Raw genomic sequence first — 13,972 nt, forward strand, 5'->3', positions numbered from 1 at the left:
CCGCCTCCGACCAGGGAGCACCGCCATGACCCGACCCCCTCGCCGCCCCGGGCGACCGCACGCCGAGCCGCTGCGCACGCTCGACGAGAAGTTCGTCTCGAACGCCGTCGTCTACGAGGTCGCCCGGCCGACCGGCTCGATGATCGTCGACGGCGCCCCGTTCCGCCGCGCGGACGGCTCGCTCGACCGCGACCTCGTCTACTCGGCCTGGGAGGCGTTCATCCGCACCTCCCCCTCGGTGCGGCAGCGGCTCGCCCGCGCGCCGCTCGGGCTGTTCACGCCGTCCTGGGTGTCGGTCGACACGATCGACGTCCGCGACCACGTGCGCTTCCACCCGGGCGTCGTCGAGTGGGATCCCCGCCACGTCGAGCTGCTCACCGGTGCCTTCAACGGGCCGATGGATCCGAAGGGCCCGCTCTGGGACATCCTCGTGACCGAGCTCTCGACCGGGCAGCTCGGCTTCGCGGTGCGCATCCACCACGCCCTCGGCGACGGGATGTTCGGGCTGGTGCTGATCCAGGCGTTCACCTCGGGCGAGCCGGTCGAGTTCCCGGCGTACAGCCGCGCGCCGATGCGCTTCCCGGACGACCCGCGGCCGCCCCGCGGTCCGCTCTCGCTGACCCTCGCCGCCCGCCGCCACATCGCGTCGACGCACGCGTCGCTCGCGGACGAGTGGACCGAGTGGAAGCGCAAGCCGCTGAAGAAGCGGATCACCCGCGTCGGCGGCCGCAACATCCGCTCCGCCCGCGACTGGTGGATCCGCCGCTCGGGGCTGCTCGAGCGCAGCATCAAGCCGCGCGACGCCGCGATCCTCACCGTGGACCTCAAGACCGCGAAGGCGGCGGCCCGCGCGGCCGGCGGCTCGGTCGCCGACCTCACCGTCGCGCTCGCGCTGCACGCCTTCGCCGCGCTGCACCCCGAGCGCGCCGAGATCGCGACGCTCGTGCCCGTGTCGCCGCGCCGGGACAAGAACGAGGTCAAGCGCAACCACGTGTCGATGGTGCGCGTCGCCGTCCCGGTGTCGCTCGGTCTCGCGGAGACGGTGGCGAGCGTGCGCGAGCAGGTGCAGCTCGCCGTCGAGACCGGCGAGAGCGGCATCACCCGCGGCCGGAAGGACTGGCAGGGCTACGCGTCCTACCTCCCCGTCTTCCTGCGCCCGCGCTGGTTCGGCGGCGCCGAGCTGGCCTCGATGACCCTCTGGCCGGTGACCGAGCCGGACGACGAGGCCGCGGTCTTCGCGAGCTCCTTCACCAAGCGGCTCGACATCGCGATCTCGGTGCGCTCGGACCTCGACGCCGACCGCTTCATCGGCTCCATCGCCGCCTCGCTGACCGAGATCGGCGCGCCGGTGATCGACCCGCTCGCCGAGCAGACCCCCGCCGGATCGCCGGACGACCACGAACCGAACGGAGCCGGCCGATGAGCCAGGGGGGCGGACCGCTGCGCACCCTCACGAAGGTGCGCACCTACCTGCAGGCCGTGCGCCTGCTGCACTTCCACGCGTACAGTCACGCCGACCAGGTGCCGCGGCTCACCCGCGGGGCCGACGTCTCGTTCGCGCCGAACGTGTCGTTCCGGAACGCCGAGCGGATCACCCTCGGCGCCGGCACCCACATCGGCGAGAACTCGCTGCTCTGGGCCGGCAACAGCACCGGACGGATCACCCTCGGCGCGAAGTGCCTGCTGGCGCCGAACGTCACGATCACCGCCTCCAACTACGGCATCGTCCAGGGCACGCCGGTGATGGACCAGCCGAAGATCGAGAAGGACATCGTGATCGGCCGGGACGTCTGGCTCGGCGCGAACGTGGTCGTCGTCGCCGGCGTCACCATCGGCGACGGCGCGATCGTCGGTGCGGGGGCCGTGGTCACCAAGGACCTGCCCGCGAACTGCATCGCCGGCGGCGTGCCCGCCAAGGTGATCGGGCAGCGACCGGAGGCCGACCGTGCCTGAGGCCGTGGACACCAGCCTGGCGATCGTCGTCGTCAGCTACAACACCCGCGAGAAGACGCTGGCCTGCCTCGCGTCGATCCCGCTCGGCGATGCGCCGACTCCCCCGCACGTGATCGTGGTCGACAACGGCTCCGAGGACGGCAGCGCGGAGGCGATCCGCGCCGCGCACCCCGAGGCGACCGTCATCGAGGCGGGCGACAACCTCGGCTTCGCCCGCGGCGTGAACCGCGGCGTCGCCGCGGCGACCGAGCGCTTCGTGCTGCTGCTGAACCCCGACACCCTGGTGCTCGAGGGCTCCTTCCGCGCGCTGCTCGAGTTCGCCGTCGCGAACCCGCGCTACGGCGTCTACGGCGGGCGCACCCTCCGGCCCGACGGCTCGGTCGACCCCTCGTCCTGCTGGGGCGCGCCGAGCCTGTGGTCGCTGCTGACCTACGCGACCATGCTCTCCACCGCCTTCCGCGGCAACCCGCTGCTCGACCCGGAGTCGCTCGGCGGCTGGCAGCGCGACAGCGTGCGCGAGGTGCCGATCATCACCGGCTGCCTGCTCCTGATGCCGCGCGAGGAGTACGAGCGGGTCGGCCGGCTCGACGAGCGCTTCTTCCTCTACGGCGAGGACGCCGAGTTCTCGATCCGCGCCCGCCGCGCGGGACTGCGCCCGGTGATCGTGCCGACCGCCGTGATCGTGCACGACGTCGGCGCCTCCACCCGCGACGCGGCGACCGCCGGCAACTCCGGCCGCAAGATGTGCATGGTGATGGCCGGCAAGGCCACGATGATCCGCCTTTCGTGGAAGCCGCTGCCCGCGCGGGTCGGCATCGCGCTGCTCCAGGCCGGGGCGCTCGTGCGCACGGTGCTCGAGACCGCGACCCGCCGCAAGCGCCGCGCCTGGACCGAGGTCTGGCAGCGCCGGGCCGACTGGCGCGTGGGCTACCCGGAGGCCGAGCGCACGCTGTTCGGCCGGGTGCCCGGCACCGGCGCGGCGGAGGTCGCCCGATGATCGCCGGCGGGACCCGCACCCTGCGCGGCCGCCTGCGCACGCGCGTGCGCGGACTGCTCTCGGGCGAGGACGCCCGGAGCCGCCGGCTGCGGGTCGAGGCCGAGCCGGCCTTCCGCACCCGCTACGCGAACCCCTACAACGCGCGGCTCTACACGGCGATGACCGCCGAGGGCGTGCTGGTGCGCGACCTCTCCTGGCTGCGCCTGCTCGTCGCGAAGGTCGACGTCGTGCACCTGCACTGGCCGGACCTGACCTTCCTCAGCGGCGTCCGCCGCTACCGGATCGTCGCGCGGCTGCTCTTCTTCTTCGCCTTCCTGCGCGTCGCGCGCCTGCGCGGCACCCGGCTGATCTGGACCGCGCACAACGTCACCTCGCACGAGGAGCGCGGCACCCCGTTCCTGCGCAACTGGTACCGCCGGCTGCTGACCGGGAACCTCGACGCGATCGTCTGCCTCTCGGAGGAGGGCGTGACCGCGATGCGGCGCTCCTACCCCGAGCTGGCGGCGGTGCCCGCCTTCGTCACCCCGCACGGGCACTACCGCCACGACTACGACTTCTCCGCGAGTCGAGCCGAGGCGCGCGCCGAGCTCGGTCTGGACCCGGACGCGCGGCTGGTCGTGTCGGTCGGTCAGATCCGGCCGTACAAGAACGTGCCGACCCTGATCGAGCGCTTCCGCGAGCGCGAGGACGACGGCACGCTGCTCGCGGTCGCCGGCAACCCGGCCCGCGGACCGCTGCGCGGCGTGATCGAGGAGGCGGCGGCGGGCGATGCGCGCATCCGGCTCGAGCTGTCCTTCCTCAGCGACGAGCGGATGGCGCTCTGGCTGCGGGCGAGCGACCTGGTCGTGCTGCCCTACTCGGCGATCCAGAACTCCGGCTCGGCGATCCTCGCGGTCTCGGCCGATCGCCCGGTGCTGGTGCCCGATCTCGGCGCGATGCACGAGCTGGCCGCGCTGGTCGGCCCGGACTGGGTGCGGCTCTACGACGGCGCCTTCGACACCGCCGCCCTCGACGGCGCGCTGGCCTGGCTCGACGAGCGCGCGGTGGCCGCCGACGCCTCCGCGGACCTGTCGGCGCTGGAGTGGGACGCGATCGCGCGCGCGACCATCGACGTCTACCGCCGCGTGCTGCGCGCTCCGCGCCCCCGCTGAGCGGGGCGGGGCGGGTCTCGATACGCCCCTCCGGGGCTAATCGACCAGCATGCTGCGCTCATGCTGATCGAGTGGCTCGCGCAACGGCCCCGCTCATGCTGACTGCGTGGCTCGCGCAGCGGCCTCGTTCATGCTGACTGCGTGGCTCGCGCAGCGGCCTCGTTCATGCTGATCGAGTAGCCCGCGGAGCGGGCGTATCGAGATCCACCGTCGTCGGCACCCCCACCCGCAGAATCCGCCCGCTGAAAAATCTCGAAGAGTAGTGCGCCGGAAACCCAGGGCGGCTAGCTTTGGCTCCTGATCCCCTCTGCACTCCTCCGCCGGATGCTCCCCCGCGTCCGACGGTCGTCGGTCACTCCTGCCCGCCGAGCCCGCACGGTCACTCCGCCCCGCCCGCCGCACAGAAACACAGGACCTTCGTGATCCCTCGCTCCACCTCGTCGCGCCGCCCCGCCGGCCGACTGAGCCGCTTCCTCGCGGCCACCGCCGCCGCCGCCGTCGTCACCGCCGGTCTCGTCGGTGCCTCCGCGCTCCCCGCGCAGGCCGCTGAGTCGGCGCAGACCGGCGCCGGCCGCTACGTCGTCACCGTCGACTCGAAGGCCGTCTCGACGACGCTCGCGAGCGCCCTCGGCCTCTCGCTCGACGCGTCCTACGGCGGAGGCGTCTCCGGCTTCACCGCGACCCTGACCGCCCGTCAGCACGCGATCCTCGCCGCCGACAGCCGCGTCCTCGGCCTCTCGCCCGCCGACCAGGTGGTCGAGGGCCAGGCGCAGACCATGCCCTCGCACGTCCTGACCGCCGAGGCCGACAAGGCCCCGGTCAGCGCCGGCGACGGCGTCACCAACTGGACCGGTCCCGCCGTCGCGGTCATCGACTCCGGCGTGAGCGCGCACCCCGACTACAACCTGGCCAAGCAGGTCAACTGCTTCGGCTCCGGCACCGCCGAGGACGCCAACGGCCACGGCACCGGCGTCTCCGGCTACATGACCGCGCTCGACAACGGCTCCGGCACCGTCGGCATCGCCCCCGGCGCGCCGGTCTACTCGGTCCGCGCACTCGACGCGAACAACAAGGGCAGCATCTCGACCCTGATGTGCGCGCTCGACTGGGTCTCGCAGAACGCCGCGACCTACAACATCAAGGTCGTCAACATGTCGCTCGCCACCAACGGCGTCGACGACGGCAACTGCGGCCGCACCAACGGCGACACCATCCACCAGGCGGTCTGCGACCTCGTCGCGAAGGGCGTGACCGTGGTCTCGGCCGCCGGCAACTCCGCCGCCGACCTGTCGGCCTACATCCCCGCCGCCTACGACGAGGTCCTCGCCGTCACGAACTTCGCGAACTACGACGGCAAGCCGGGTTCGCTCGCCGCCGTCCCGTGCACGAACGTGACCACCAAGGACGACAACTACACGCTGAACAGCAACTTCGCGAGCACCGCCGACGCCGGTCACACGATCGCCGCGCCCGGCACCTGCCCCTACACGACGAAGAAGGGCAACACCTACGCGTACATCCAGACCGGCACCAGCATGTCGACGGCCGCCGCCTCCGGTGTCGTCCTCGACTGCCTCGCGGCCGGCGGATCCTGCGTGGGCAAGAGCCCCGCGCAGGTCATCGCCCAGGTGATCGCCCAGGCCAAGTCGGCCACCGTCGACCGCGGCCGCACCTTCGCCGGCGACCCGACGCGCCCCGTCTCCGGCCGCTACTACGGCTACGGCGTGAGCACGATCCCGGTGGGCACGGTCGTCACCCCGACGCCGACCGCGACGCCCACGCCGACCGCGACGCCGACCGCGACCGCGACGCCGACCGCCACGCCGACGCCGACCGCGACGCCCACGGCGACCGCGACGCCGAAGCCGACCGCGACGCCGACGGCCACGCCCACCCCGACCGCCACGCCGACGCCGACCGCCACGCCCACCGCGACGGCGACTCCGACCCCGACGCCGACCTCCGGCGCCGACACGGTGAAGCCGCAGGCCAAGATCGTCTCGCCCGCCAGCCAGACGACCGTGACCGGCACCGTGACCCTCGTCGCCAACGCGAGCGACAACGTCGCGGTCACGAGCCTCGCCTTCTGGTCCGGCTCGACCAAGCTCGGTGACGGCGTCAAGCAGGCCGACGGCAGCTGGTCGCTCACCGCGAACAGCAAGAACTGGCCGAACGCGACCTACGCCGTGGTCGCCCGGGCCACGGACGCCGCGGGCAACGTGGGCTCCAGCGCCTCGATCACCCTGGTGATCAAGAACTGACCCGCTCCGCCTGACCGGCCCGGCTCCCTCCTCGGGGGGAGCCGGGCCGTTCGCATTCCCGCCGCACTTCCGGCTCGCAGAATCGGACCGGGCTCGCCGGAATCGTCCGATTCCACGAGCCGGACCGCTTTCCACGAGCCGGAGCTCGCTGAAGGGGATGGAGGCCGTTCCACGGGGCGGTCGCGGCGTCAAGGGCGGGCGCTCCGGCGGCGCGGTCCGTAGCGTCGGAGGCGCGCGGTCGACCTCCGTCCGCGCGGAGAGGCAGTCATGAGCGACACCCAGAACGGCCCCGTCATGGACGGCGCCGAGGACGCGAGCAACGACGACAAGCTGAACGGTCTGATCGAGCAGGTCGACCACGACCACGGCGACGAGGGCGCGGGCGCCATGGCCGACGCGCTCCGCGACCGCGCCGACGAGACCGACACCGAGATCACCTCCTCCGACGAGACGGAGACCCGCACCGAGACGGAGTGACGGCGGCGCCGGCAGCGATGCCACCGGCGCGCGAGCATGCTGGTCGAGCAGCCCACAGGGCGTGCATGCTGGTCGAGTAGCCCCGCCAGGGGCGTATCGAGACCCGCCGTCACCAGCAGGGCGGGTCTGCAGACTCAGGTGCAGACGCTGGTGGATCTCGATACGCCCGCTCCGCGGGCTACTCGATCAGCATGAGGTCGCCCGCCCCTCCGCTGGTCGAGCAGCCACCTCCGACGGCCCTCGCATGCTGGTCGCGCACCGTCCACCCGCCCATCCCCTCCGAGAGGCAGCCGTGCCCGACGCTCTCCTCGTGCCGCTCCTGCTCGCCGCGCTCGTCACCAACGGCCTGGCGGCGGGCTTCTTCTACGCCTTCGCCTGCGCGGTGATGCCGGGCCTGAGCCGGACCGACGCCCGCGCCTTCGTCAGCGCGATGACCGCGATCAACGCCGCCGTGCAGAACCCGCTGTTCGCCCTGTCGTTCGCCGGCAGCGGTCTCTCCTCCGCCGCCGCGCTGGTCACCGCGCTCGTCGGCAGCGCCGGTGCCGTGACGACCAGCGCGATCGCGGGGGCCCTCGCCCTCGCCCTCCTCCAGTACGTCATCACCTTCGGGCGCAGCATCCCGCTCAACCTGCGCTTGGACCGCGCCGCCGGCGGTCCGCTCTCCGACGCCCGGCGCGGCTTCGAGCGCGCCTGGGTCCGCGCCAACACCGCGCGCGTGCTCGCCTCGGGTGGTTCGCTCCTCCTGCTCGGGATCGCCCTCGCGACGACCTGACCGCCGCTTCCGCCGATCCGCGAGCCCCTCGACTCCCCGAAGACGGCAGGCTGGTGAGCACCACCCCGATCCAGGAGAGACACCATGACCGCACCTCGCCGCGCCCTGATCCTCGTCGACGTCCAGCTGGAGTACTTCGCCGGGCCGCTCGAGATCCGCTACCCGCCGCACGCGACCTCGCTGCCCGCCATCACCGCCGCGCTCGACGCCGCCACGGCCGCCGGTCTGCCGATCGCCGCCGTCCAGCACAGCAGCGGCGAGGGAGCACCCGTCTTCGCACCGGGCACCCCCGGCTTCGAGCTGCACCCCGAGATCGAAGGCCGCCGCAGTGATGAGTGGAAGTCGATCACCAAGCGGTTCGGCACCGTCTTCGCCGGCACCGACCTGCTCGCCTGGCTGCGCGAGCGCGACGTCGACACGATCACCCTGGTCGGCTACATGACCAACAACTGCATCCTCGCCTCGGCGGCCGAGGCCGAGACGCACGGCGTGAAGGCCGAGGTGCTCTCCGACGCCACCGGCGCCATCGCGATCTCGAACGCGGCGGGCTCCGTCGACGCCGAGACCGTGCACACCACGCTGCTCGCCCTGCTGAACTCGAACTTCGCGGCCGTCGCCGACACCGAGACCTGGACCGACGCCCTCACCTCCGGCGAGCCCCTCCCTCAGAGCGACCTCGGCAGCTCTGCCGTCGCGGGCGCCGCGCTGCCGCCGCGCTGAGACCTCGGTCGACAGGACCTCGCTCAGCGCGACAGGAGGAGCTGCAGCGTCACCCTGCCCGGGTTGAAGGAGCTGGGGTGCTCGCAGTAGACCGTGAACGGGACTCCGCGGGCGTCGCTCTCCGCCCAGTCGACGACCTCGAGGACGTCCCGCGCGCCGGTGATCCGGATCTCGTCGACCATCGTCTCCGTCTCGGCGAAGTAGACGCGGTAGACGGGAGTCGTCACCTCGGCGTCGACGTCACGCGGATCCACGGAGCTGGTGTGCATCGTCCCGCACCTCTCATTCTCGTTCCGTTCAGCGTCTCAGAGGGCGCCGCGACGAGCGTTCGCAACGCGTCAGCGGTCCGGCGGGGGCGGGAACGGGCGGGTCGAGCGCGGGGCGGCCGGGGGCAGGGCCGCGCGGGCGCGGTGCAGGGAGACGGCCGTCAGCAGCACGCGGGTGCGGGCCGGGGAGGCGTCGAGCGGGCCGATCAGGGACTCGATGCGGGCGAGGCGGTCGTAGAGGGTCTGCCGGCCGATCCCGAGGGCTGCGGCGGTGGCGGTCTTGCTCCCCCAGTGCGACGCGAACGACTCGAGGGTCGCGAGCAGCTCCGGGCGGCCGCGGCGCAGCGGGCCGAGCACCTCCTCCACCAGAGCATCCGCCTCGGCGTCGTCGCGGAGCGTGCTGGCGAAGCGCTCGAGCCGGTGCAGCCGCGCATCGACGACGCCGCTCTCGGCGCGGGTCCACTCCCGCACGCCGCGCACCTCCGCGAGCTCGCGCGGCACCCGCGCCACCGCGTCGGCGCCGCTGCCCACGCAGACCAGCGCGGCCGCCCCGGCAGCGGGCGGCCACTCGCCGAGCAGCAGCGCCCTCGCCCGCTCCCGCGCGGCGGCGTCCGGGAATGCCAGCAGCGCGAGCAGCTCGCCGCCCGCGACGCAGACCACGCTTGCGGGATCCGCTGAACCGCGCACCGAGCGGTCGAGCGCGGCGCGGACCGCGCGGAGGGTGCGCTCGTCGTCGCCGACGTGCGCCCAGACACCGAGGAAGCACTCCCGCCCGCCGACGCCGAGCCGGCCGAGCAGCGCGTCGATCTGCAGCTCCGCGCTCGGGTCGGGGCGCGGCGCCGGCGCCGTCGCGACCGCGAAGAGCTGGGCGGTGAGCCGCTCGCGCGCGGTCGGCGGCCGCCGCCGGAGCAGGGCGATCGCCAGCACGTCCGGCGCTCGGTCGAGCGCCACGGCCACGCCGTGCAGGTCGGCCTCGTCGTGGGCGCGGAGGTAGAGCGTGCCCAGCAGGGAGTCGCCGGCCCGCAGCACCCCGGACGAGGCGCCCGCGGTGCGCGCGGTGTCGACGCCGCGGCCGGGATGGGCGCGCACGATCTCCTCGCCCGCCGGCGAGACGAGCGCGGCACTGGCGCCCGTGGCGCTCGCGACGACCTTCAGCAGCTCGTCGATCCCGGCGTCCGCGGCCGCCGCCTCGCCGAGAAGTCCGGACACTCTGTCCGCCACCCGCAGGCTCCGGAACTTCTGCTCGGTGAGCCGGGTGTTGACGCTCTCGCAGACCTGCACGAACGGCACCCGCCGGGGCAGCGCGAGCACGGCGAGCCCGAGGTCGTCGGCCGCGGCGACGAGCGGAGCCGGGACACTCGGCAGCCGCTCGGACAGCTCGACGGCCAGGGCGCCGATCCCCGCCGTGACCAGGGATTCCACGTAGCGACGGCACTCCTCGGGATCCTGGTCCGAGGAGAGGTTCACGCCCTCCATCAGCAGCAGCTCGCCGCCCAGGAGCAGCGGCGCGACGTCGAGCTGCTCGCTGGCGTGCGCCCAGCGGATCGGCACCCGCGCGGCGGCCTCCCCGCCGGCGACCACGACCGGTCCGGCGGCCGCGAGCAGCGGGTCGAGGAGCGCCTCGGACAGCGGGATCACCATGCAGAACGTCCTCTCGCGTCACGGCGAATTTACACGGCGAGGCGGCCGCGGAAACCGCCCGCCGGGAGGGTGGACCCCGACCCGCCGCACTCCTCCACAGCCGCTCATCCGCAGCGCCGTCCACCGTTCCCCGCTCCGCCTCCCCGCTCCACCTCACGCTTCGAGAGGATCCACCCATGAGCTCCGACACCCTGCACGGCACGACCGACACCGAGGACGCGCTGACCCCGCTCCCCGAGAGCCGCCGCAACGCGCGCCTCGACGGCCAGTTCTGGATCTGGGCAGGCGCCAACATCGCCCCGATCAACTGGGTCCTCGGCGCGCTGGGCGTGAACATGGGCCTCGGCCTCTGGGACACGATCACCGTCCTCGTGCTCGGCAACGTCGTCGGCATGGCCGTCTTCGGCTTCTTCGTGCTGCTCGGCCAGCGCACCGGCGCGACCGGGATGCTCGTCGGCCGGGCCGTCTTCGGGCGGCGCGGCAACTACGCACCTGCCGTGATCCAGGCCGTGGTGGTGATCGGCTGGTGCGCGATCAACACCTGGATCGTGCTCGACCTGGTGATCGCGCTGCTCGGCTCCGTCGGCCTCGTCGATCCGGAGGCGGCCAACATCGGCTGGAAGGTCGCGGTCGCTGCGGTGATCATGGCGATCCAGGTCGCGATCTCGTTCCTCGGCTATAAAGCCATCGCCGCGTTCGAGCGCTGGACCGTGCCGCCGACGCTGCTGGTGCTGGCCGTGATGTCGATCGTCGCCTGGTTCTTCCTCGACATCGACTGGTCCTACGCCGGCCCGGCCGAGGGCGCCCTCACCGGCGGCGACCGGATCGCGGCGATGTCGATCGTGATGACCGCGATCGGGATCGGCTGGGGCCTGACCTGGCTCGCCTACGCGGGCGACTACTCCCGCTTCGTCAGCCCCCGCGCCTCGCGCCGAAAGCTCTACTTCGCCAGCGTGCTCGGGCAGTTCGTCCCCGTCGTCTGGCTCGGCGTGCTCGGCGCGACGCTCGCCACGAAGAACGGCTCGGTCGACCCCGGCCAGCTGATCGTGGAGAACTTCGGCGCCCTCGCGATCCCGGTGCTGCTGCTCGTGGTGCACGGGCCGATCGCGACCAACGTGCTCAACATCTACTCCTTCGGGATGGCCACCCAGGCGCTCGACATCCGCCTCGGCCGCCGCGCGCTCAGCCTGATCGTCGGCGTGCTCGCCTTCGCGGCCTCCGTCTTCTTCGTCTTCCAGGACGACCTGGCGACGACGCTGGACGCCTGGCTCGTCGGCCTGGTCGGCTGGGTCGCTCCGTGGGGCGCGATCGTGCTGGTGCACTACACGGTGTTCGAGCCGCGGGTGCGCTCGTTCGGGCACCTCTTCGCGCCGGTCGGCTCGCCGCTGCTGCCGGACGTCCGCTGGCGAGCGCTGCTCTCCTTCGCGATCGGCGCGACGCTGACCTGGCTGTTCATGAACGGCTCGGTGCCGGCGCTGCAGGGGCCGGCCGCGACCGCGCTCGGCGGCGTCGACGTCTCCTGGCTCGCCGGCGGCGTCTCGGCGGGGCTCGCCTACCTGCTGCTCGGCCGCGGCGACGCCGCGTCCTGGGTGCGGAAGCGCGAGGCCCTGGAGCCGGCCGCGCGCGAGTCCGAGCCCGTCCTCGGGTAGCCGGCCGCGTCACTCCGCTCGCTCCTCTCCTCCCACTCCCCCGCTCCCCCGTTCCTGCCCCACCCTGCTCCCGCTCCACCCTGTTCCCGCACCACCGCATCACGAACGGAACCGCCATGCCCCTCCTCATCACCGACGCCGCCGTCATCACCATGGACCCCGTCTCGGGCGCCGTCCCGATCACGGCGAGCATCCGGATCGTCGACGACGTGATCACGGCGATCGGCCCGGGGCTCGAGCCCGAGCCGGGCGACGAGATCCTCGACGGGCGCGACCGCCTCGTGACGCCGGGCTTCGTCAACGCGCACACCCACTCGTGGGAGTACCTCTACAAGGGGCGCTACGACAACCTGCCGCTCGAGCTGTGGATGCTGCTGTCGTATCCGATCCTCGGCGACAGCCGCGTCGCTCCGGACCTGATCCGGCTGCGCTCGTCGCTGTTCGCGCTCGAGTCGCTGAAGGCGGGCGTCACGACGCTCGTCGACGACGTGCTGGAGAACCCGGACCAGGACGCGGCGCAGCTGGCGGCGGTGTTCGACGCCTACGACGAGATCGGGATCCGGGCGAACATCTCCGGCCACGTGATCAGCAAGCCGTTCTTCGAGACCATGCCGTTCCTCGAGGAGTACCTGCCGGCCGAGCTGCTCGACTCGGTCCGCGGGGCGGCCCGGCCGACCACCGAGGGCTACCTCGACTTCAGTCGCACCGCCTTCGCCACCCAGCACGGGCGGGGCGGCGGACGGCTGCGCTACATGGTCGCGCCCTCGGCCCCGCAGCGCGTGGGCGCCGACCTGCTGGTCGGGGCGACGGAGCTGGCGCTCGAGCACGACGCGGAGTGCCACATCCACGTCCTCGAGACCAAGACGCAGCTGGTCACCGGCGAGGAGTTCCACGGCTCGACGCTGGTCGAGTACATGGCCGGGATCGGCGCTCTCTCCGCGAACACGACCTTCGCGCACGGGATCTGGCTGACCGACTCCGACATGGCGTCGATCGCGGCGGCGGGCACCTCCGTCTCGCACAACCCGATCTCGAACCTCAAGCTCGGCTCGGGCATCGCACCGTGGCGCGCGCTGCACGACGCGGGGGTGAACCTCGGACTCGGCACCGACGGCTGCTCGAGCAGCGACTCCCCGCGGATGCTCGACGTGATCAAGGCGGCGGCGCTGCTGCACAAGGTGACCGATCCGGACCTCTCGTCCTGGCCGACGGTGGCGGAGGTGCTCACCGCGGGCACGATCGGCGGCGCGCGCAGCGCCGTGCTCGGCGACGTCACCGGCAGCATCGAGGTGGGCAAGCAGGCCGACCTCGTGCTCTTCGACCTCGAGACGCTCGCGTTCACCCCGCGCCAGCGCCTGGAGAACCAGCTGGTCTACTCCGAGAACGGCTCGTCGATCGACACTGTGATCGTCGCCGGGCGGGTCGTCGTCGCGGGCGGCGAGTCGACGACCGTGGACGAGGCGGCGCTGCGGGCCGACCTGGCGGCGCAGCTCGGCGACATCGTCGCCTGGCAGGATGCCCTCGACCGCTCCAACGGCGTGCTGACCGAGCCGTTCCACCGCATGTACGAGCGGGCGATGCGCCGCGACGCCCCGATCGACCGCTTCAGCGGGAGGCGCCTGGTCTGACGGCGCCGGGTCCGACAGCGCGCATCCTCGGCTCGTGGAACCCCCTCCGGCACGCAGAACGTGCGCGGTTCCGCGAGCCGGACGCACTTCCGCGAGCCGGACTCGCCCGCGCTGCCGCCCGCAGTCACCTCCGGCACGCAGAACCCGCCTCGGCACGCCGGATCCGGACAGTCCCGTGAGCCCGACGCGGTTCCGCGAGCCGAACGCGTCTTCGCGCTCGGGGCAGCACCCGAGGCCCGCGTCACCCGTCCGGGGCGGGATCGGACGGACCGGCGGCGCGTCGAGCCGGAGTGCGCCCCCTGAACGGGAACCCCCGTCCGGAGGAAGGTTCATTGCGAACAGGCGTTCGAACGCCCCGCCTAGGGTCACAGCAGACGCGCCGGACTCCTCCGGCCGACCTCTCGAGCGACTCCCCCACCGCAGTGCCGCGGTCAGGGCGCGAGCCGCTCCTCCGCCC

12 protein-coding genes are annotated in these 13,972 nt (G+C 73.0%); 10 read left to right on the plus strand and 2 right to left on the minus strand.

Annotated elements, in window-relative coordinates; all coding sequences use genetic code 11:
* Nucleotides 1–25 precede the first annotated feature (25 nt).
* The 8 genes from EDF22_RS14865 (at nt 26) to EDF22_RS14900 (ending at nt 8,331) form a co-directional block, all read left to right on the plus strand.
* Nucleotides 26–1,423 (plus strand): wax ester/triacylglycerol synthase domain-containing protein, encoded by a 1,398-nt coding sequence (locus EDF22_RS14865; protein ID WP_185038961.1) that lies wholly within the window; start codon nt 26–28, stop codon nt 1,421–1,423.
* Nucleotides 1,420–1,953, plus strand: a complete 534-nt coding sequence (locus EDF22_RS14870) for a DapH/DapD/GlmU-related protein (protein WP_123705671.1) — start codon at nt 1,420–1,422, stop codon at nt 1,951–1,953. Before EDF22_RS14865 ends, EDF22_RS14870 begins: the two co-directional genes overlap by 4 nt.
* Before the next feature lie 4 nt (nt 1,954–1,957).
* Nucleotides 1,958–2,950: a glycosyltransferase family 2 protein gene (locus EDF22_RS14875; RefSeq protein WP_185038963.1), complete on the plus strand. Its 993-nt coding sequence runs from the start codon at nt 1,958–1,960 to the stop codon at nt 2,948–2,950.
* Nucleotides 2,947–4,101 (plus strand): glycosyltransferase, encoded by a 1,155-nt coding sequence (locus EDF22_RS14880; protein ID WP_123705673.1) that lies wholly within the window; start codon nt 2,947–2,949, stop codon nt 4,099–4,101. The genes EDF22_RS14875 and EDF22_RS14880 overlap by 4 nt, the downstream gene beginning before the upstream one ends.
* Nucleotides 4,102–4,520: 419 nt before the next feature.
* Complete coding sequence (locus EDF22_RS20910) at nt 4,521–6,362, plus strand: Ig-like domain-containing protein (protein WP_185038965.1); 1,842 nt, start codon at nt 4,521–4,523, stop codon at nt 6,360–6,362.
* A gap of 267 nt (nt 6,363–6,629) precedes the next feature.
* Nucleotides 6,630–6,839 carry a hypothetical protein gene (locus tag EDF22_RS14890; RefSeq protein WP_123705674.1) on the plus strand — a complete coding sequence of 70 codons (210 nt, stop codon included), beginning with the start codon at nt 6,630–6,632 and terminating at the stop codon, nt 6,837–6,839.
* Nucleotides 6,840–7,131: 292 nt separating this feature from the next.
* Nucleotides 7,132–7,611 carry a DUF1772 domain-containing protein gene (locus EDF22_RS14895; protein WP_221180949.1) on the plus strand — a complete coding sequence of 160 codons (480 nt, stop codon included), beginning with the start codon at nt 7,132–7,134 and terminating at the stop codon, nt 7,609–7,611.
* Nucleotides 7,612–7,695: 84 nt separating this feature from the next.
* The gene (locus EDF22_RS14900; RefSeq protein ID WP_123705676.1) at nt 7,696–8,331 is read left to right on the plus strand and encodes an isochorismatase family protein; all 636 of its coding nucleotides are present in this window, start codon (nt 7,696–7,698) and stop codon (nt 8,329–8,331) included.
* A 23-nt stretch (nt 8,332–8,354) separates the two neighbouring features.
* Here EDF22_RS14900 and EDF22_RS14905 read toward each other — a convergent pair whose 3' ends face one another.
* On the minus strand, nt 8,355–8,600 hold the full coding sequence (locus tag EDF22_RS14905; protein WP_123705677.1) for a hypothetical protein: 246 nt from the start codon (nt 8,598–8,600) through the stop codon (nt 8,355–8,357).
* Between the two features lie 69 nt (nt 8,601–8,669).
* Entirely contained in the window at nt 8,670–10,238 is a 1,569-nt protein-coding gene (locus EDF22_RS14910) for a PucR family transcriptional regulator (protein WP_123705678.1), read from the minus strand.
* Between the two features lie 176 nt (nt 10,239–10,414).
* On the opposite strand from EDF22_RS14910, the gene EDF22_RS14915 reads away from it, so the two are divergent.
* Both EDF22_RS14915 and EDF22_RS14920 read left to right on the plus strand, forming a co-directional pair.
* Nucleotides 10,415–11,887 (plus strand): cytosine permease, encoded by a 1,473-nt coding sequence (locus tag EDF22_RS14915; RefSeq protein WP_123705679.1) that lies wholly within the window; start codon nt 10,415–10,417, stop codon nt 11,885–11,887.
* Between the two features lie 116 nt (nt 11,888–12,003).
* Nucleotides 12,004–13,515, plus strand: a complete 1,512-nt coding sequence (locus tag EDF22_RS14920) for an amidohydrolase family protein (RefSeq protein ID WP_123705680.1) — start codon at nt 12,004–12,006, stop codon at nt 13,513–13,515.
* The last annotated feature ends 457 nt before the right edge of the window (nt 13,516–13,972 follow it).

Origin of the sequence: Rathayibacter sp. PhB127 (assembly GCF_003751665.1) — a bacterium.
GTDB lineage: Bacteria > Actinomycetota > Actinomycetes > Actinomycetales > Microbacteriaceae > Rathayibacter > Rathayibacter festucae.